The organism is Mucilaginibacter sp. cycad4 (genome assembly GCF_034263275.1).
GTDB lineage: Bacteria > Bacteroidota > Bacteroidia > Sphingobacteriales > Sphingobacteriaceae > Mucilaginibacter.
The window spans coordinates 5747887-5768804 of sequence record NZ_CP139559.1 but is presented as its reverse complement, the minus strand read 5'-3'; the positions used below and the strand labels follow the sequence as shown (position 1 = coordinate 5768804).

The following is a 20918-nucleotide window of genomic DNA, read 5'->3' as shown; positions in this document are numbered from 1 at the left end:
CTAAATAAGCAGAGAAAGTAATATTAAATGTCAGAAGACAAATCCATAAAATTAATTAAAGCAGTAAAAGAACTGAACATTGGCATGGGTACCCTTGTCGATTATTTAGCTACCAAAGGATACAAGGTTGACAAGCATCCTATGGCCAAGCTGGATAATGACATGTACAATGCCCTGTTAAAGGAATTTGCTGTTGACAAAAGTATTAAGGAGGAAGCTAAGCAGATCAGTATCGGAAAGATAAGGAAAGAAGAGCCTGCTGCACAGTTTCCTGAAAAGCCGGTTGAGAACCGCCGTTCGCGCGATTTTGAGAACGAAGAGATACTGATCAAAAACACAGGGCACTTTGCACAGCCGCAGGTTGAAAAACCAAAACCGGCCGAGCCTGCTCCGGCAGCACAAGCCCCTGCACGTTCTGATGAGCGCAATGACGTATTACCTGGTGTTAAGGTAGTTGGAAAAATTGACCTTAACAACCTGAATGCTAAGCCACAGCCACAGGCGGAGAAGCCTGAGGAAAAACCAGTGGAAGTTGTTAAACAACCCGAGCCAGTTGCACAGGCACCTGCGCCAACACCGGCCCCGGCGCCTGCCGAGCCAAAAGCTGAAGCGCCAGCGCCAGTAGCTCCTGCCGCGCCCGAACCACCAAAGGTTGAGGCACCAAAACCGGCAGCCCCTGTTGCACCGCCGGTTGCCGAAGCGCCTAAAGCTGAAGAGCCAAAAGCGCCTGTTGTTGAAAAAGCACCGGTTGCAACACCTCCGGCTGCTCCCGAAACTCCGGCTGCACCGGCAGCTGATGAAAGCCAGGAGCCGGATGTGATCCGCGCTAAAGCTGAGCGTTTAACAGGGCCAAACATTATTGGTAAGATCCAGTTGCCGGTTAACGCCCCAAAACGCAACCCGGTAGCTTCATCATCAAATTCAAATAATAACTCGGCCGATCATAAACGCAAACGTAAGCGTAAAGATAACCAGGGCAATCCGCAGCAAGGCGGTGGTGGTGGTAACCATCCGCATGGCCAGCAAGGCGGTGGTGGTAATCATCCGCAACAAGGCCAGCAGCCAGGTGGTGGTGGTACCATTAACCCTAACCGCCCGGATTTCAGGAACCGTACACACGGTGCACCCGGAAACAGCGGACCAGGCCAGGGCCAGGGTGGTCATGGCGGTGGTAACCGTCCGGATTTCAGGAACAACCGTAATACCCATGTTCCTCAAAACAGCGGCCCTAAAGAAGAACCTTCAGAAAAGGATATACAAGACCAGATCAAGGCTACACTTGCACGCTTAAGCGGCGCAGGTAAGTCGGGCAAGTTTGCGCAGCGTGCTAAATTCCGTCGTCAAAAACGTGATGATGTTGCTGCAAGTGCCGAAGAGCTGGCAATGGAACAGGAACTTCAATCAAAAGTATTGAAGGTTACCGAGTTCGTAACTGCAAACGAGCTGGCAAGTATGATGGATGTATCTGTAACGCAGATCATTTCAACCTGTATGAGCCTGGGGATGTTCGTTTCCATTAACCAAAGGCTTGATGCCGAAACACTTTCAATTGTGGCCGATGAATTTGGCTACCAGGTTGAATTTGTGAAACCGCAGGATGAGGAAGCCAACCTTGACCAGATTGATGATCCGGCCGACCTGGTAACACGTGCACCAATCGTAACCATCATGGGCCACGTTGACCACGGTAAAACCTCATTGCTCGACTTTATACGTAAAACCAACGTAATAGGCGGCGAAGCGGGTGGTATAACCCAGCATATTGGTGCTTACGAAGTAACATTACCTGATAATAAAGGAAAGATCACCTTCCTGGATACACCGGGTCACGAAGCGTTTACCGCGATGCGTGCCAGGGGTGCACAGGTTACAGATATTGTAATTATAGTGATAGCTGCCGATGACAGCGTGATGCCGCAAACCCGCGAGGCCATAAACCACGCACAGGCTGCAGGCGCACCAATCATCTTCGCCTTTAACAAAATTGATAAGCCGGGCGCCAATGCCGATAAAGTAAGGGAACAACTTTCGGCCATGAATATTTTGGTTGAAGAGTGGGGCGGTAAATACCAGTCGCAGGAAATTTCGGCCAAAACCGGCTTAAATGTCGATCTGCTATTGGAAAAAGTATTACTTGAGGCCGAACTGCTTGAACTGAAAGCTAACCCTAACAAACGTGCCGTAGGTACTGTTATTGAGGCAGCTTTAGATAAAGGTCGTGGTATTGTTACCACCATCCTGGTACAGGCAGGCCGCTTAAAAGTAGGTGATCCGATACTGGCAGGCTGCTACAGCGGTCGTGTAAAAGCGTTAACCAATGAGCGTGGCCAGCGTGTGGATTCGGCAGGGCCTTCAACACCGGTACAGGTATTGGGTATGCAGGGTGCACCAACAGCAGGCGATAAGTTCAACGCGCTTGAAAGTGAAGTTGAAGCACGTGAAATTGCCAACAAACGCTTACAATTACAACGTGAACAGGGCTTACGTACACAAAAACACATCACGCTTGATGAGATCGGCCGCCGTTTGGCAGTGGGTAACTTCAAGGAGCTTAACATCATTGTTAAAGGTGACGTGGATGGTTCTATCGAGGCCTTGTCAGATTCATTACTGAAACTGTCAACCGAGCAGATCCAGGTGAACATCATATCGAAAGCGGTAGGTCAGATCTCCGAATCAGACGTATTATTAGCATCGGCATCTGATGCAATCATCATTGGTTTCCAGGTACGCCCTTCAGGCGGTGCCCGTAAACTGGCCGAAGCCGAGCAGATCGATATCAGGCTGTACTCGATCATCTACGACGCGATCAACGAGATCAAAGCGGCGATGGAGGGTATGCTTGCACCAACCTTTGAAGAGAAGATCGTGGCTAACGTTGAGATCCGCGAAACCTTCAAGATCAGCAAGGTGGGTACTATTGCAGGTTGTATGGTACTTGACGGTAAAATTAACCGTAACAGCAAGATCCGTATCATCCGCGATGGTGTGGTGATCTACACCGGCGAACTGGCCTCACTGAAACGCTTTAAAGACGATGTGAAAGAAGTAAACGCAGGTTACGAGTGCGGTTTGAACATCAACAACTTTAACAACATTGAAGTAGGCGACATTGTTGAAGCTTACGAAAACGTAGAAGTTAAACGCAAGCTGTAATTAAATAGCTTTTAAATATTGAAGGGCTTATCTGGAGAAGGGTAAGCCCTTTTTTGTTGGGCATTATTGATCGGAAGAAGACTTACGAAGTTTTTTAAACTTCGTAAGTCTTGGTTCAGGAACTGGTGAACTGATCGAAGTTACGCTATCGCTAAGCTTTGATCAGTAAGGAATTATACTTAATTTGTTTAAGGATTTAAGCCACAAAAGCAATCAGAAGGATGTGGGCAACGCCAAGCAAATACATACCAAAGTAGGACCAATAATCCGACAATGGCAGCGGAAGCAGTTGCTACAAAAAGTCGCTTATCACTCTTTAGAATTCGACTAGCCATCTCATCTTCTAATTTTGCTTTGCGTTCATACCCAATGTAAACCCATCCATCAAAAGTTATTCTGTACATGAATTGTTGTGGATGAATTTGGGACTTGCTTATTAGGCCATCTTTTTCAAGTTTTTCAAGTATAAGTGGTAACTCTTTTTTTTCTGAATTATTTGCGCACTTGTCATAAAATACATCAATTGGCGGCCTTTCTAAAAATCTATTTTCATACTTTATAAAAAATAGAACTTTATCAAGTTTTTGAATAGGATTCAAGTCTGATGGCATAAGCAAAGAAGTTAATGGTTTGGCCTTTCAAGTTAACTAAAGTTTGGTGATTAGTGGGGGCATTTTATTGTTCAATATTTATGGAAGATAATTATGGGTCGTAACAGGAACTGGTCGAAGTTTAGCGATAGCGTAACTTCGTCCTAAAATGGGTTAAGCTTTCAGCTTAATTTGCTTCTCTTTTTATAAGTCATGAAAAGAGAATTAATACCGTCAGTGTATAAAGCGCACAAACAGCATGCTTTCTTTATTTCAGGTTGAAGTTACCGGCAATATTTTGTCAGTGTTCAATTTTCAAAAACAGGGTGTTCAACTTTTGGAAACGAAATTTCGCAATCTATTGATTATCAGCGACAATTTGTTCATCGTGGTTTATTTGAGATTTTAAAAAATTATAAGTACCTGATTATCAATTGTGAATTTTTAAGAAAAAACGCCAGCCGTTCACACTTTAAAAGTGTGAACAGCAACGCGGGAATAGCATTGACCGGGGCTGTACGATTGCAAAGACTATATACAGCATTTCCACATGCAATGTAACTCCGGCCAGTTATCCTTAACAATTCAACCCCATGTAACAACTTTGTTAACACAATATATACTCAATTTTAATTTATAATAAATAGGTTTGTTACTAACTGATCTTATAATTTATTGTATATGAAATTAAAACTACTCTTTTCGTGTTTAATCACGGCGGGTATCGCAGTACCCGCATTTGCGCAGGAACCTGTTGATGCTGCAATGGTTCAAAAAATCAGGGAAGAAGGCCTCAACCATTCAAAAGTAATGGAAACGGCTTTTTACCTTACAGATGTTTCGGGGCCAAGGCTTGCCAACTCTCCCGGCTTAAAGCGCGCTCAAAACTGGGCTGTTAATCAGCTTAAAACCTGGGGCATGGCCAACTCTAAATTGGAAGCCTGGGGTAAATTTGGCAAAGGCTGGGAAGTTCAAAAAAACTATGCAGCTATCATGGTTCCCTACTATCACGCTATTATCGCCATCCCTAAAGCATGGACACCGGGCACAAATGGCTTGATCAAAGGCCAAGTAATGATGATCAAAGCCGATTCGGCAGCCGAGCTTGAGCAATACAAAGGTAAGCTGGCCGGCAAGATCGTAATATTTGATACCAAAGCCCCTGCAGAACGTACCTGGAAAGTGGATGCCGCCCGTTATACTGATGAGGAACTTACCGAAATGGCCAATGCGAAAGCTACGCCCGCCGGCCCGCGCAGGAACGCTGTTGACCCAAACGCAGCTCAAATGGCTGCATTCCGTAAGCTACGCGCTTTCAGGGCGGCACTAAGCCAATTTTTAGTTGACGAAAAAGCCGGGCTGGTATTAAGCCAGGGCCGTGGTACCGATGGTACGGTATTTACTACCAATGGTGCTTCATATGCCGATACCGCCAGGGCGGTAGCTCCCGAACTTGAAACAAGCAGCGAAGATTACCAGCGCATTTTACGCCTTATAAAAGGCGGCCAGCCAGTACAACTGGAAGCCGATATCAAAACCCAATTCATTACCGACGACCTGCAGGGTTATGACGTAGTTGCTGAAATTCCCGGAACGGATAAAAAACTGAAAGACCAGGTAGTAATGCTTGGCGGCCACCTTGATTCATGGCATGCCGCTACCGGTGCTACCGATAATGCAGCAGGCAGCGCAGTAATGCTGGAGGCCATGCGTATTTTAAAAGCGATTAACTTTAAACCCAAGCGCACCATTCGCATCGCCTTATGGAGTTCGGAAGAGCAGGGCTTATTTGGTTCGCGCGGATATGTAGCCAATCATTTTGGCGATCCTAAAACAATGGAACTTAAGCCCGAACAGGCAAAGCTTTCGGCCTATTACAACCTGGATAATGGCACAGGCAAAATCCGCGGAATATATTTGCAGGGCGATTCGGCAGCAGCACCTATCTTTAAAGCCTGGCTTGAACCTTTTAAAGATCTTGGGGCTACCACGCTTACCATCCGCAACACCGGTGGTACCGATCACCTTTCATTTGACGCGGTGGGCATTCCGGGCTTCCAGTTTATCCAGGATGCCATTGATTACGGTTCACGCACCCACCACAGTAATCAGGACACTTATGACCGCCTTATTGAAGACGATCTGAAACAAGCCGCTACAATTGTTGCTTCATTTGTTTACCATACAGCACAACGCGCCGAAATGATTCCGCGCAAGGAGTTACCAAAGCCACAACCGGCAAGGTAAAACTGTTACGATATTTATAGTAGAAAGCGATGCTCCCCGGCATCGCTTTTTTTGTTTTCTCTTTATATTATTGTTCATCCAGCCTGGACTTAGTGTACCCATAGTTTGAACCAATACGTGTGAAAAACACTTTGTTATTCGCTTATTTTCCTTAAATAGAGCGGTCTGCAGGCAGTTAATTTCCATAAACCATTTTAATAAATTAATTTTGTATGTTTAATGAGCCTATTTATAAAACCCCAAAAACCAGGGAAATCAACAGACGAAGAACTACTTAGTGATTATCGCGCAAGCGGTAACCTAACAGTTTTGGGCAGCTTATATGAAAGATATATGCCCCTTGTTTATGGCGTTTGCCTTAAATATCTGAAGGATGAGGAACTGGCTAAAGACGCGGTAATGGGCATTTTTGAGGAACTGGTTGATAAGGTTAAAAAGCATGAGATTAACCAGTTCAGGAGTTGGGTTTATGTACTTGGGCGTAATTATTGCTTGATGCAGCTACGGAGCGGTAAAAAGATGGAGTTGGTTAATTTAGATGAAGTTGTGGAATTTACCTCCTTTTTGCATCCTGATGATAATAACAGGGAAGAGGCTTTGAAAGCTTTGGAACACTGCATAGCAGGGTTAACCGGCGGACAAAAACAAAGTATCGACCTGTTTTATTTAAAAGAGAAGTGTTATAAAGAAATTGCCGGGATAACAGGGTATACTTTAAATGAGGTAAAAAGTTATATCCAGAACGGTAAGAGGAATTTGAAAATTTGCCTCGAACGGAACAGTGCATAGTAAAAAGGCAAATATATTGCAAATACAGAAGTATCTCAACGGAGAGCTTGATGCCCGCGCTATGCATAAACTGGAGATGGAGGCATTAAACGACCCTTTTTTGATGGATGCATTGGAAGGATATGAAAACATGGGGACAAGTCAGCAATTAAACCTTGGCGACCTTACAGCGAGGCTACAGCAACGTACAGGAGAAAATAAAGGCCGTGTTATACCATGGACTGTTTGGCCAATTGCGGCTTCGGTTCTAATTGCATTAAGTTTAGGTGGGCTTTATCTTAACAAGACGTCTAAACCCGAATTGCAGAGCAATAATGTTGCAGAAAACAGAAATTCCACGCCGCCTCTGGCTGCCGCTGCCGATACCATTAAAACGGCGGATACGGTTAAAAAAGCAAATACAAATCAGCCTGGAACAGTGCAGGCGCCTTCAATTGCTGTAACTAAAAAATCCCGAAGAATAAAGCAGTCGGCGGATGCCCTCTATCAGCAGGAAATCTCGGCTGCCGACAACAAAACGGCTTCAAATGAGGTTGCGCCTCCTGTGGGCAGCACTACTTTAGCAGAGCCGGCAGCTCCGCCCCCTGTTGCTAAAGATAAAGTTGTTTTGAAAGAAGAAGGCAATTTAAGTGAACGAATAGTAGCAGGATACACAGCACCAATTGCCAAAAAAGACACGGTAAGCTCGGATGTGATAGCGTTAAGAGCGAATACTACCGTAGCTAAATCAAAAACCCCACTGCAATTTAAATTGCCCGGAAAGGTTGACGGTGTTACATCTTCACCAGTAACTGTTTTTGGCGGCAGTAAAGCAGCTGCACAATCATTATACATTGCCGGCACCATTATTTCGAGGGATGACGGTTCGCCTTTAATTGGCGCGGCAATCAGGATCAAAGGTACCAACCGGAGCACGGTAACAGATGTAAACGGCAAATTTGCGCTAAGTTCGCCAGGCGATAAAGCCACGCTTGATGTGGTTTATATTGGCTATGAACCACGACAGATTAGCGCCACGCGCGGCGACAGCGTTAAAGTTGCACTTAAGCCAGATTCACATGCACTTAGTGAGGTGGTGGTAAGTAGCCCGAAAAGAGACGATGACAACAGTGAGGTAAGTGTCACGGCGGCACATCCGCAACTGGGCTGGGGCAGTCTGAAAAAATATTTACAAACTAATGCTGTACTGCCTGATGGTACCGCCGGTACGGTGACTGTAACCTTTACTGTATTTCCGAGTGGTATAACCGACGAGTTCAACATTAAAAAAGGCCTGAACGAGGCGGCCGATCAAAAAGCTATCGAGCTTATTAAAAATGGACCCTCGTGGGTTGGCAGTACTAACAACAAACCCGAGGTTGTTACTGTAAAGGTGAAATTCCAAAAGTAGAAATAAAGTCAGTAAAAAAGGCTGTATCGGTTTTACCCAACACAGCCTTTTTTAGATCTTTTTCTTTTTTACTTATTGTCCGGTAGTTTTCTTCTTATCAGCAAAAGCGAATACTTTTTGCAATAAAGGCGTTGTACGCGCACCAAGATTTTGACGAATGTTAAGCTCTTCTTTAGCTATCTCTACAAACAAGCCGTCGATGGCTTTTTGAGTTACATAATCGCTGATATCGGGATTAAGCTTTGATACAAACGGAACTTTATTGTAAGCCTGGGCTGCATCAGTATAGTATTTGGTAGCATTCACCTTGTTTAAGCTTCCCTGGATAACAGGTTTGAATTGCAGGCTTAATTTTGCAGTAGTAGTACGTTTAAAGTATTGTGTTGCCGCATCCTGGCTGCCCAATAAAATATTGGTAACATCCTGCAGGGTCATTTGCTTAATAGCATCAACAAAAATAGGCTTTGCTTGCTTTGCAGCGTCTTCGGCTGCGCGGTTAAGCGAAAGGATCACGTTATCGCAAAGGCTGTTTAAGCCAAGTCCGCGCAAAGTTTTCTCGGCTTTTTGAGCTTCGGGCGGGAAAAGGATCTTGATAGCGGCATTGCCAAAAAAACCATTAAGTGCCGATAATTGATCTGAGCTTTTACCGGTGCCTATTTCAAGGGCCTGTTTTAAACCGTTGCCAATTTCAAGCGATGTTGGTGTTCCCTGGTTTTGAATGGTGGCGTTGGCTACCTGGTTGAGCGTATCGCAACTGGTTAATGTAATAAAAGCTATTAAAGCGGGGATAATAAGTAGTCTTGTTTTCATAGTAAGTAAAGCTAACAAAATTACTGCCGGTTTGTTTATGCAAAGAAATGTAACAATGCAAATACACCGGCGGCTATCAGGGCCGAAATAGGGATGGTAATGATCCATGCCCAAACCAGGTTAATGGTTACGCCCCAGCGTACGGCCGATACACGTTTGGTTAAACCTACGCCGATAATTGAACCGGTAATAGTATGCGTTGTTGAAACCGGGATGCCAAAACGCTCGGTAATAAATAACGTAATAGCGCCCGCAGTTTCGGCGCTTACGCCTTCAAGCGGGGTTACCTTGGTTATTTTTGAGCCCATGGTTTTAACAATTTTCCAACCGCCCGACATGGTGCCTGCGGCAATAGCAGAGTAACAAGCTAAAGGGATCCACTCCGGCATTACCGAACCGGGCTTTATCACCTTTGCAGCAATGAGGGTTACATATAGAATACCCATTACCTTTTGCGCATCGTTACCGCCGTGGGCAAAACTTAATGCGGCGGATGAAACCAGCTGCATACGTTTAAACCAGCGTTCGGCGGTGGCCGGCCTTGCAGCTTTGCACAGGTGTAGTATTAATATGGTTACAACATAAGCTATAATTAAACCAATAAATGGGGCTAATACGATATAAGCAATGATTTTAAGCACGTATTGCATTTCAACAGCATGCAGGGCGTTAGCACCCATGTAAAGTGCGTTGGTCATACCGGCACCGGCAAAGCCCCCTATAAGGGTATGCGACGAGCTTGAAGGGATGCCGAACCACCATGTAAACAGGTTCCAGGTGATGGCGGCTACTAAACCAGCCAGGATCACGTGCAGGGTAACATAATGCTCCAATACGATTTTAGATACAGTATTGGCCACCTTATGATCTTTTATAAAAAAGTAAGCTGCAAAGTTGAATACCGCAGCCATTAACACTGCCTGAAACGGTGTCAATACTTTGGTAGATACAATGGTAGCTATAGAGTTTGCGGCATCATGAAAGCCATTGGTGTAATCAAACAACAGGGCGAGTACAACAATAACTACAAGTAGGGAAGTAACCATTTAGCTGGGGATAAGATTTACTTAAGCGTTTTTAACTAAGATTGACTCCATAACGTTAGCTGCGTCTTCGCACATATCGGTAGCGGTTTCAAGGGCGGCTAATATTTCTTTGTATTTAATCAGGCGGATAGCATCTTTCTCATACAGAAACAAGTCGGCTACAGCGCGGTCAAAAACATAATCAGCCTGGTTTTCAACACTGTTTATCCTAATGCATGAATCGGCTATATTGCGCACATTCCTAAGGTCTTTCAATTCTTTTACAGCTTTTTCCAAATCAATACTGGCCTGCAGTATCAGGTCAGATAGTTTACGGATATGCTCATTCAAATCATCTATCCTGTACAGGCTCATGCGGTTTGCCGCACCCTGGATATAATCAGCCACATCATCAATAGCTGTTGCAAGGGCATGAATATCTTCACGATCAAAAGGCGTGATGAAGTTTTTGCCAAGCTCCAGGTAAATCTGGTGAGTATATTCGTCGCCTTTGTTTTCAAGCTTGTCAATCTGTTTATATAAATCCTCGCGGGTTGCAGGGTTATTTGAGTTAACTGCCTCAACCAGTATTGTTGCCATGGCTACAACATTGGCCGCGGCTTGTTCAAACAGCGGGAAAAATATTTTTTTATCCTTGGGTACAAAATACTGGAATATACTGTTTAGCGACATAGTGATTTGAAATTGGTGTAAAGGTACAGTTAGTATGTTAAATTATTGTTAACTTTTTAGCACGGGTAAATTCGGAAAAGGAATAGTTTGCTTAGCCCTTGCCAATGTAAAACCAAAGGTTGAGCCCAGCCCTTCGGTACTGCGCACATTGATAGTTTGCTGGTGGGCTTCAATAATATGCTTAACAATGGCCAACCCCAACCCGGAGCCGCCGATTTGCCTTGAACGGCTGCTGTCTGTACGGAAAAAACGCTCAAACAACCTTGGCAAAAACTTTTCTTCAATGCCTATGCCATCATCGGTAACTTCAACCAAAACCTGGTCGTGCAGTACAAAAAGGCTTACCGAGGTGCTGCCCTCTTCTTTACCGTACTTAAACGAGTTATCTATCAGGTTCACGAGCACCTGTCTTATTTTTTCCCTGTCGGCATTAACCACAATAGGCTCATCATATTTTTGCTTAAATATAAGTTTGATGTGGTATTGCTTGCCCTTGATCTCTAATGATTCAAAAACCTCCTTGATCAGGTCGTTGATCTTGAATTTGGTGTAATTGATAGGCATCTCGCCCGATTCAAGTTTGGAAATTTCATCAAGGTCTTTGATCAGGTAGCTTAGCCGGTCAACATTTTTTGAAGCTTTTTCCAAAAACTGGCGGGCCATTTCTTTATCGTCAAAATCATCATCCTGTAAGGCCTCTATATAGCCTTGTATAGCAAATAACGGGGTTTTAAACTCATGCGAGATATTGGATAAAAAATCGCGGCGAAATTTTTCCTGTTTGCGGAGTTCGTCTATCTCGGTCTTTTTTTGCTTGGCCCATTCTTTTACTTCCTGCTCCACATCGGCAATAGGATTGGCGCTTACATGTTCGCCAAGAGCGTCCCTGAGGTCGCGGCCCAATTTCAGGTTATGGATCAGTTTATAAATTAGCTTAATACGGGAGTAGATGTATTTTTCGATGAGGTAGTAAAAAACGAAGTAACTTACTCCAAGGGCTACCGAAAAAGTAACCATTACATCGTACCATTTATGCTGAAAATAAAAGTTAACTGCCGAGAGCGTAATTGCCACGCCAAGTGAGGTTGTTAAAACCAGTACACGCAAATTCATAGCGTAAAGCTACGATTTATAGATGATTAACTCCCATCTGAATGGCCAGCGCCATGTTAATTTAAAGTTATCAATTTGTGCCTTTTTTAATAAAGCTAACAATTCGTGTCTTTTAAAACCCCGCTTAACCGAAAGTGGTCCATCATTTTGCGCCATAGCATTACGGGTAAAAACATGGGTTATAAACACTATGGCATGGTATAAAAGCCAGTGACGATGCAGGTCGGTAATGATAATTCCTTTTTGTGCCGAGGCCTGCATATTTTGAATAAGCTTAACCCAGCGTTCATCATCAAAATGGTGGGTGAACAGGCTGCAAATGATCACATCAGCCGGTTTAATGAGGTATGCCTGGTCAATAACATCACTTTGGGTAAAATTAATATTGCTATAATCCATGGCCTGTTGCCGGGCATAGTTAACCGCTGCCGGCGCTGCATCAACTCCATTTAAAGTAAGATGCATTTGTTGACCTTTTGCCCATTTGGCAATAGCAATCAGTGTATCTCCTCCTCCGCAGCCCCAATCGCTTATGGAATAACCATTCTGAATGGGAAGCTTTTTTAAGGAGCTGAGAATGTGTTTATGACCACCAAACAGTGCGTTCATTTTTCCCAAACCTTCAAGCACGGGGTTTATTTCGACTGGTGGCAGATCAAAATCATCCATGATCTCCGGGGTATCCGCACGGTAACTTAAATCGGGCATATAATACAATACGCTTGAACTATGCAAATGGTTGGCCGTGGGTTTTACTTATCAGGTATTGGGCCACCGACGGCAGGTGATTGAGCGTATTTAAAGTAAGGGCTGTCATGTTATCATTGCCAAACAAGCGCTGCAACTGTCTGCCAACCCAAAGCCTTTGCGCAAATTGCTTATTCCAGCTTTGAGTATAATCCTGTTCAAGGTTATTCCGCTTTTCAAAAGTAAAGCTGCCAGGTTTATAGTGTGTGATAATTTTTTCGGAAAGAATTTTGGCCGAATGGATGGCCATGGTCATTCCGTTGCCGCAAAGCGGGGCTATCATCCCGGCGGTGTCCCCGCTCATGAGGATATGGTTATCTACAGGTGCTTTTTTCTCAAAGGAGATTTCATTGATCACTTCCGGTTTATCCAGTAAAAATTTAGCATTACGAAAAATCTCATCAAGGTAAGGGTTCTTGCGGATCACATTCTCTTCCAAAGCTTGCAGCGATCCATATTTACGAAGGTCATCGCGATGGGCCATATAGCACATGCAATACCTGTCGCCATCAGTTTTACTTACACCGCAATAGCCGTTTTTATAATTATTAAGCTGGATCAAATCTTGCGGGAAATCCATCTGCAAATGGAATTTTACGGCAAGATAAGGGCTCCTTTTATAAAAGAACGGTCGTTTAAGTTTCTGATCGAGATTGGAACGTTTGCCGAACGAGCCGATAGCCAGCGGGGCGGTTAATGTTTCGCCGGGAGTTATCACCTCAAACTGTTCTCTGGCAAATTGGATATCCTCTACCCGGGTACCGACCAAAACCTTAACCCCTTCGGCAAGGGCTTTTTGGTATAGGAAATTATCAAAGGTGAACCTGCTTAGGCCAAAGCCGCCCAGGTCAAGCTTTTGCGAAAGTTTGGTTCCGGAAGCTGCGGTTACTTCCAACCGGTTGATCCGGGCAACATTGAGCTGGTTAAGATCAATATCAAGAGATGAAAGAAAGGGGATAACCTCGTTAGAGATATACTCGCCGCAAACGCGGTGCATGGGGTAGGTCTTTTTTTCGATAACTGTAACCTTCAACCCGGCGCGGTTGAGCAATATGGCGTTGAATAATCCGGCCAGACCCCCGCCAATTACTATTACATCGCTCATGGCTTAGTGCATTTCAAGTATCATCCCCTCAACGGTTAAGCCCGGACCGAAGGCAAAACTCAATATTTTTTTATCAACCAAATTACCCGCTTTCAGCATCTTATCCAGTACAAATAAGATTGTGGCCGACGACATGTTGCCGTATTCCTGCAAAACCTGGTAAGCAAAGGCGTTGCTTTCTTCGGGAAGTTCCAAAGCATCTTCAACAGCTTCTAAAATAGTACGCCCGCCGGGATGAACGGCATACGCTGTAATATCATCTAATTCAGTTTTGGCCTTTTGTAAAAACCGCCGGGTAAGGGCTTTGATATGTTTTTTAATTTGTTTGGATACTTTGGAGGTAAGCTTCATTTCAAAGCCGGTATTGCCCACATACCAGCCCATCTCATTGCGGGCTTCGGCAACAAATTCTGAATAGAAATTTTTAAGCGAAAAGTATTTGCCACTACCTAAACGGTTGGCCGTATTTTCGACGAGAACAGCAGCAGCACCATCTGAAAATAGCGAATTAGCAACCCAGTTATCCAGCGTATTCACTTTTTGAAAGTGCAGGGTACAAAGTTCCACGCTTACTACAAGCACTTTAGCATCGGCATCGGCCCGGCAAATATAGTCGGCCACTTTGAGGCCGTTTATAGCGCCGTAACAACCCATAAAGTTAATGCAGGTGCGTTCGGTATCGCAGTTTAGCTGTAACCTGTCGACCAGTTCTATATCAATGCCTGGTGCGTGCATGCCGGTGCAGCTGATGGTTACCAGGTGTGTGATACTCCCGGTAATGTCATCGCCAAAATTTTGGAGACAGTTTCTGGCTGCATCTACCGCTATAGCAATGGCTTCCTTTTCGTAGAGTTTTAAACGTTTTTGCGTATCAGGGAATGGTTCGAGCCCGGCCGATTGTTCAAAAAAAGTAAAATCGGCAGGGTCACGGTAGCCAAAATCAGGGATTACCGAATAGCGGTAGTCAATTCCCGAATGGTCATAAATTCCTTTTAGCCGCGCGGCATTCGTTGCATCCAAACCAAAGGCATTAGCCATAAAATGGTAAATATCCTGTTGGGCAATACGATTGACGGGATTTGCTATCCCGATAGCACTGATGCAACTCTCCATTAAAAATAATTAAACCGGTTTTATTTGCTGATCTCCGCCTCAACCAAAACGTTGGCCTCATTTGAAAGGATCAAATTTTTGCCGCCGATGCCAAAATCTGTCCGCAATATCATGAAGCTTCCTTTCAGTTGAGCCGCGTTACCTGATTCGGTATACGTAAAAGGTATTTCAATCAACTTTGTTTTATCTCTAATAGTTACGTTAAAATTGCCGGTATAGTTGCTCCCGCTTTTACGTTTAAATGAAACAGATTTCATCGTGATTTTCGGATACTTAGCTACATCAAAATAATCCTCACTTTTAAGATGGTTATCGCGGCTTTCGTTATCGCTGTTCACCGTACTTGAAGCAACGGATGCCTCAATAGAGCTACCTGCCAAATCGTTGGGTTTAAACCTGATATCGGCCTGTAAGCCACTGAAGGTACCAGCCACATTAAAGCCGAGGTTTTTGATCTTAAAGCTGATATCTGATTTGGTTACCGTTTGCGCGAAGCCGGCTGTTGCCGCGAAAATTAAAAGTGCTGCTATATAAATTTTCTTTATCATGTTACATTAACGTTGTTTCCAAACATAATAATTTATGCGGTACAATTTTTTACATTAAAGGTTGTAAGTTTATAACGTTACCGGGGCAACTATACGTTGCTTTTGAGAGTATTTACCAACAAACAGCAACAATGAAATTGAAACAATTTATCCCTACCCGGTCGGCATTGGCACATTTGCGGTTTGTTTTTTCTGTTTTTTTGCTGCCAGTGTACCTGTTTGCTTTTAGCCAGGCCGATGCGGTAAAAACATCAACAGCCTTGCTCGTATTTTTCATCTGGCATTTTCTCGCTTTCCCTGCCAGCAACGGCTACAACAGTTACTTTGATAAGGATGAGGATAGTATTGCCCTGTTAGCCAAACCGCCTGAGGTAGATATCAGCCTGTATTATTTTTCTATTTTGCTGGAAGCGATTGCCTTTTTGCTCGGCTTTATCATTAGCTGGGAATTTGCCTTCGCGGTGCTTATTTATGGCATTATGTCAAAGCTGTACAGTCATCCGGCTACCCGCTTAAAAAAATACCCCATCATCAGTTTTTTAACGGTGTTTATTTTCCAGGGATGTTTTATTTATTATACCACTTACACCGCGCTAACAGGAACGAGTCTGTTTGGTCATTGGGATTTGGGACTGATTATTCCGGGGGCTATCAGTTCCTGTTTGATCGGGGCTTCATACCCGCTAACCCAGGTTTATCAGCATGAAGAAGATGGCAGACGCGGCGATAAAACGCTGAGCATTATCTTGGGTTACAAAGGCTCTTTTATATTTTCAAGTGTGCTGTTTGCCACAGGGATAGCCCTTTCCTACTGGTACTGGCACCTGGCCGGCATGATGCTTAACTTTTACTTTTTCCTGGTATGCGCTTCCCCGATATTTTTCTTCTTCAATTATTGGTTTTATAAAGTGGGGCAATCAACAACCAATGCTAATTTTAAAAACGCTATGCGTATGAATTTCATTAGTTCGGGTTGTATGCTGATTTATTTTGGTGTGCTGGCGGTGTTTAGTTGAACCCCAAAATTGTCATTTCGACGAGGAACGAGGAGAAATCTTGTACGCCCTGCCTGCGGACTTGCAGGCCGCCGATCTGTCGCTTGTATAAGATCGTATGCATGAATTAGTTAAAGAAGAGTTCTTGAAAAAAAGGTTGTAGATTAAAGTGAAAACTAAGAACAAACACTTTAAATCAAGAACTCATGAAACAAGTTACACAATTAGATTTTAGCGGACAAAAGATTTTTGCAGGCATAGATGTTCATAAAAAGTCATGGAAGGTGAATATCCGGAGTGAGCAGATGGAACTGAAGACGTTTTCGCAAAATCCATCGGCAGAAGAATTAAGTGCTTACCTGAAGCGCAATTACCCTTTAGCGGATTATCATGTTGTTTACGAGGCAGGCTTTTGTGGTTTCTTCCATCAGCGGAAATTTAACGAGGCGGGGATTAACTGCATCGTGGTTAACCCGGCTGATGTTCCGACTACAGGCAAGGAAAAGCAACGCAAATCAGACCTTGTAGATTGCCGGAAATTGGGTCAGGCCTTGAGTAAAGGTCAGCTCACTGGTATTTTTATTCCCGGCATTGAACAACAGGATGACAGGGATATCATCCGCACTTATAATCAGATGGTAAAAGACCAGACGCGTTATAAAAACAGGATCCGGGGATGGCTTAACTTCCAGGGGATAACATTCGGTGAATCAGAGAGCCGGTATTGGTCTAATGTTTTTACCCGTTGGCTTAAAGAACTGTCACTGAATCCATCGGCGAGGACAGCACTTGACCTGAAGCTACAGGGCTACCAGCAGGCCCGGGATATGGTGCTGGCTGCAACCAGGCAAGTTCGCATCCTGTCCAAACAGGAACGGTATAAGAAAAGAATAACCCTGATCCGGACAATTCCAGGCGTGGGTGAGATCACCGCTTTATGGTTTGTAACAGAGGTGGGAGATGTTAACCGGTTTAAATCACTTGACGCTTTATGCGATTATGTTGGCCTTGTGCCAAATACTCACAGTACCGGGGACAAGGAAAAAGTATCAGGCCTGACCAGAAGGGCCAATCACCAGCTCAGGGAAAAACTTATTGAAGCCAGTTGGACAGCTATACGTACCGATCCGGCTATGACAATGGCATTTAACGATTATTGCAAGCGGATGAAAAAGAATAATGCCATCATCAGGATAGCTAAAAAAATCCTCAACCGGATCCGTTATGTGATGAAGAACGAGGCTCCGTATGTAATAGCTGTAGTGCAATAATATAGAACTAATAATGCAGGATAAAACAATCTGTTTTGTTATCTGATGATAAACCGGAATGAGAAATCCGCAGCCCTTTTGAGGTGTCTGCTTGTATAAGACTACGGTTATCATTTTATCTAATAATTTAAACGCGATGCTGCGGCCCGTTATGGTGTCCGCTTATAGGAGATTGATTGTTGTTTATCGATGCATTAACATCACTAAAAGTCGGTGAAGGTTTTCTTAGCCATGGGCGAAAAAGATAGACAATAAAAAAGTCTCCTGTTACAGAGACTTCTTTTATCTAATTCGGCGGATCATATTGCTGGCAGGTTGCTCCTCAGCAGAGCCTGTTTCCTCTTCTGATCTGCAAAGGAAAGTTAAGAAAACATGGCAACGCTTTGCTTAATTATTTATAAATTATAACTTTATAAAAAATCTATTAACCCAATTCTGGAATATCAGCCTTGCTTTAGATTATTTTCATCATAGGAGATTTCTCACTCGCCCCAGCGCTCAGGCCCTCCCTGCTCAGTCGAAATGACAATTTTGTTGTAGTTTCGTAATCTGAAAATCGCAGGTAAATCCGAAATTGAACGTCCGAAATCCCACATGAAAATAATTACATATAACGTTAACGGCATCCGTTCGGCAATAAATAAAGGTTGGCTGGCCTGGCTGCAGGCTACTGATGCTGATGTTGTTTGTTTGCAGGAAATTAAAGCAACACCCGATGTACTGACCGATCTGGGTTTAGTAGATCAGATGGGATATCAACACTATTGGTTCCCGGCCGAAAAGAAGGGCTATAGCGGCACCGCCATTTTTACCAAAATATTGCCCAAACATATTGAATACGGCTGCGGTATCCCCGATTTTGACCGTGAAGGCCGCTGCATCCGTGTTGATTTCGACGAGGTATCTGTGATGAGTGTTTATTTCCCATCAGGCTCAAGCGGTGATGACCGGCAGGTTTTTAAATACCGTTTTTTAGATGAGTTTGGCAAGTACCTTACCCTGCTTAAAGTAGAACACCCTAACCTGGTGGTTTGCGGCGATTATAACATTTGTCACCGCCCTATAGATATCCATAACCCCAAATCAAACGCCAATTCATCGGGCTTTTTACCGGAGGAACGCGAATGGATGGAGAACTTTATTGAAGGCGGATTTATAGATACCTTCCGCCACCTGAACAAAGAACCGCATAATTACACCTGGTGGAGTTTCCGTGCCGGCTCCCGTGGTAAAAATTTGGGCTGGCGTATCGATTATACTATGGCCAGCACCCCGCTCGAAGATAAGATCCGTCGCGCTGCGATATTGCCCGAGGCTAAGCACTCTGATCATTGCCCTGTATTGCTGGAGCTGGAGTTTTAAGCCGTTTTATTGAAAAAAAATCGTCATTGCGAGGTACGAAGCAATCCTCGATTAGCAGGTCCGCCTGTATAGTTTGGGATTGCTTCGTACCTCGCAATGACGCGTGTATAGGGCTTTTTAAAGCGTTTCTTTCCTATTTAGGCCCGTAGGTAACCACCGGCACTATCATTTCTTCTAACGAGATCCCTCCGTGCTGGAAGGTTTCATTATAAAAGTTAACAAAATGATTGTAGTTGTTCGGGTATACAAAATAGCTGTCTTCCTTGGCAAAAACAAAGCTTGAGCTAATGTGCAGCCTTGGCAGCATGGCATCATGCGGGTTGCGGATGTGGAAAACCTCTTTGGCATTATAGTTAAGGTTTTTGCCTTGTTTATAACGCAGGTTGGTGTTTGTATTCCTGTCGCCTACAATTTTGCTCGGATTTTTTACGCGGATGGTTCCGTGATCGGTAGTGATCACTACCCGTACCTGTTTTTGAGCTAAGAATTTCAACAGATCAAACAGTGGTGAGTGCTCAAACCACGACAGGGTTAATGAACGGTAAGCAGCATCGTCACTTGCCAGCTCGCGGATCATCTGCATATCCGTACGGGCATGCGACAGCATATCCACAAAGTTATACACCACCACATTAAGCTCATTGTTCATGAGGTTGTTAACCGACTCGTTCAGTGCACGGCCCTCGTCAATGTTCAGGATCTTGTGGTATGAGTGTTTGCAATCCTTGCGCAGCACACGCTTCAGATGATCAGCTAAAAAGTCGGCTTCGTATAAATTCTTACCGCCTTCATCCTCGTCGTTTTGCCACATAGAAGGGTAACGGCGTTCCATATCCAAAGGCATCAGCCCCGAAAAAATGGAGTTACGGGCATATTGTGTTGCTGTTGGCAGGATACTATAATAGGTGTCTTCTTCCTCCAGTCTGAAATATTCGGAGATAATAGGGTTGATGATCTTGAACTGATCATACCGCAGGTTGTCGATCAAAATGAAAAACAAGGGGCCTTTGCCATCCAGCTTAGGGAATACCTTCTTTTTAAATAATTGCGGCGATGAAGTTGGCGCCAGGTCGGGGTTTTTGATCCAGTTCAAATAGTTGCGCTCCACAAACTTGCAAAACTGCATATTGGCTTCGGCCTTTTGCAGCGTCAGGATCTCGTGCATACCGGCATCTTCCAGCTTTTCGAGCTCAAGCTCCCAGTAGATCAATTTTTTGTAAACATCAACCCATTCCTGGTGGCTCAGGTTTTCGTTAAGTGTCATGCCCAGCGTCCGGAAATCCATCTGGTAGGCCATGGTGGTTTTTTCGGTAACGAGGCGCTTGTTTTCGGTCAGTTTTTTTATAGTAAGCAGGATTTGCTTAGGGTGTACCGGCTTAATCAGGTAGTCGTCTATCTTCGACCCGATGGCATCTTCCATCAGGTACTCTTCCTCATTTTTGGTGATCAGCACAATGGGTACATCATTGTTGATGTTCTTAATCTGCTGCAGCGTTTCCAGGCCGGTAAGGCCGGGCATGTTCTCATCCAGGAAAACCAGGTCGAAATAATTGCTCTTAAACGAGTCGACAGCGTCGTAGCCATTGGTAACAGTGGTTACTTTATAGCCCTTTTCGCCCAGGAAAAGTATATGTGGTCTTAGCAGGTCAATTTCGTCATCGGCCCATAAAATGGTGGTGTCTTGCATAGTATGTATATTAAAGTTTCTGAATCAGAATTTTCAGGATTTGAAAATTTTCAGAATGATTCAGTATAAGGTTAAACGCTGTTCAAATATCGGTTTTTTGCCCCGGCATTCTGCAAATTCTAAAACTCTGTAAATTTTGATTCAGACAATTCTGATTCAGATTGTAAACCCCAAATAGATGCTTTTGTTGTTATTCAGTAAAGGTATTAACAAAATTTAACAAACCTGACGCGCTTATTTTACCTTTGTTTTACATTTTTGCAATTATTAGAAGCAA

At 44.0% G+C, this 20918-nt stretch carries 17 protein-coding genes; 7 read left to right on the top strand and 10 right to left on the bottom strand.

Translation table 11 applies throughout. The annotated features are described in order from the left end of the window. Positions 1-27 precede the first annotated feature (27 nt). Positions 28-3156, top strand: a complete 3129-nt coding sequence (gene infB, locus SNE26_RS23610) for a translation initiation factor IF-2 (protein ID WP_321556318.1) — start codon at positions 28-30, stop codon at positions 3154-3156. A gap of 188 nt (positions 3157-3344) precedes the next feature. On the opposite strand, the gene SNE26_RS23605 is transcribed toward infB, so the two are convergent. Then, the gene (locus SNE26_RS23605) at positions 3345-3767 is read right to left on the bottom strand and encodes a hypothetical protein (protein ID WP_321556317.1); all 423 of its coding nucleotides are present in this window, start codon (positions 3765-3767) and stop codon (positions 3345-3347) included. A 660-nt stretch (positions 3768-4427) separates the two neighbouring features. Here SNE26_RS23605 and SNE26_RS23600 point away from each other — a divergent pair. The 3 genes from SNE26_RS23600 (at position 4428) to SNE26_RS23590 (ending at position 8172) form a co-directional block, all read left to right on the top strand. Then, on the top strand, positions 4428-5993 hold the full coding sequence (locus SNE26_RS23600) for a M20/M25/M40 family metallo-hydrolase (RefSeq protein ID WP_321556316.1): 1566 nt from the start codon (positions 4428-4430) through the stop codon (positions 5991-5993). Positions 5994-6212: 219 nt separating this feature from the next. After that, positions 6213-6782 carry a sigma-70 family RNA polymerase sigma factor gene (locus tag SNE26_RS23595; RefSeq protein ID WP_321556315.1) on the top strand — a complete coding sequence of 190 codons (570 nt, stop codon included), beginning with the start codon at positions 6213-6215 and terminating at the stop codon, positions 6780-6782. Between the two features lie 16 nt (positions 6783-6798). Further along, positions 6799-8172, top strand: a complete 1374-nt coding sequence (locus tag SNE26_RS23590; RefSeq protein ID WP_321556314.1) for a carboxypeptidase-like regulatory domain-containing protein — start codon at positions 6799-6801, stop codon at positions 8170-8172. A 72-nt stretch (positions 8173-8244) separates the two neighbouring features. Here the strand turns inward: SNE26_RS23590 and SNE26_RS23585 are convergent, their stop codons facing one another. Genes SNE26_RS23585 through SNE26_RS23550 form a run of 8 tightly spaced genes read right to left on the bottom strand, consistent with a single transcriptional unit; the run spans position 8245 to position 15326 of the window. After that, positions 8245-8982, bottom strand: a complete 738-nt coding sequence (locus SNE26_RS23585) for a DUF4197 domain-containing protein (protein ID WP_321556313.1) — start codon at positions 8980-8982, stop codon at positions 8245-8247. 35 nt (positions 8983-9017) lie between these two features. Further along, positions 9018-10028: an inorganic phosphate transporter gene (locus tag SNE26_RS23580; RefSeq protein ID WP_321556312.1), complete on the bottom strand. Its 1011-nt coding sequence runs from the start codon at positions 10026-10028 to the stop codon at positions 9018-9020. Between the two features lie 21 nt (positions 10029-10049). Next, the gene (locus SNE26_RS23575; RefSeq protein WP_274985938.1) at positions 10050-10700 is read right to left on the bottom strand and encodes a DUF47 domain-containing protein; all 651 of its coding nucleotides are present in this window, start codon (positions 10698-10700) and stop codon (positions 10050-10052) included. 48 nt (positions 10701-10748) lie between these two features. Next, positions 10749-11813 carry a cell wall metabolism sensor histidine kinase WalK gene (locus SNE26_RS23570; RefSeq protein ID WP_091169237.1) on the bottom strand — a complete coding sequence of 355 codons (1065 nt, stop codon included), beginning with the start codon at positions 11811-11813 and terminating at the stop codon, positions 10749-10751. A 9-nt stretch (positions 11814-11822) separates the two neighbouring features. Then, positions 11823-12521 carry a methyltransferase domain-containing protein gene (locus tag SNE26_RS23565; RefSeq protein ID WP_321556311.1) on the bottom strand — a complete coding sequence of 233 codons (699 nt, stop codon included), beginning with the start codon at positions 12519-12521 and terminating at the stop codon, positions 11823-11825. Positions 12522-12540: 19 nt separating this feature from the next. Continuing rightward, positions 12541-13665 (bottom strand): NAD(P)/FAD-dependent oxidoreductase, encoded by a 1125-nt coding sequence (locus SNE26_RS23560; RefSeq protein WP_321556310.1) that lies wholly within the window; start codon positions 13663-13665, stop codon positions 12541-12543. 3 nt (positions 13666-13668) lie between these two features. Then, positions 13669-14778, bottom strand: coding sequence for a type III polyketide synthase (locus SNE26_RS23555; RefSeq protein WP_321556309.1), 1110 nt, complete (start codon positions 14776-14778; stop codon positions 13669-13671). A gap of 20 nt (positions 14779-14798) precedes the next feature. After that, on the bottom strand, positions 14799-15326 hold the full coding sequence (locus tag SNE26_RS23550) for a YceI family protein (RefSeq protein WP_321556308.1): 528 nt from the start codon (positions 15324-15326) through the stop codon (positions 14799-14801). Positions 15327-15457: 131 nt separating this feature from the next. Here SNE26_RS23550 and SNE26_RS23545 point away from each other — a divergent pair, with 131 nt between their 5' ends. The 3 genes from SNE26_RS23545 (at position 15458) to SNE26_RS23535 (ending at position 18954) form a co-directional block, all read left to right on the top strand. After that, entirely contained in the window at positions 15458-16342 is an 885-nt protein-coding gene (locus SNE26_RS23545; protein WP_321556307.1) for a UbiA family prenyltransferase, read from the top strand. 185 nt (positions 16343-16527) lie between these two features. Further along, a complete protein-coding gene (locus tag SNE26_RS23540) occupies positions 16528-17592 on the top strand; it encodes an IS110 family transposase (RefSeq protein ID WP_321555889.1) in 1065 nt (354 codons plus the stop codon). A 594-nt stretch (positions 17593-18186) separates the two neighbouring features. Continuing rightward, positions 18187-18954, top strand: coding sequence for an exodeoxyribonuclease III (locus tag SNE26_RS23535; protein ID WP_321556306.1), 768 nt, complete (start codon positions 18187-18189; stop codon positions 18952-18954). Positions 18955-19087: 133 nt separating this feature from the next. On the opposite strand, the gene SNE26_RS23530 is transcribed toward SNE26_RS23535, so the two are convergent. Then, positions 19088-20641 (bottom strand): bifunctional response regulator/alkaline phosphatase family protein, encoded by a 1554-nt coding sequence (locus SNE26_RS23530; protein WP_321556305.1) that lies wholly within the window; start codon positions 20639-20641, stop codon positions 19088-19090. Positions 20642-20918: the final 277 nt, after the last annotated feature.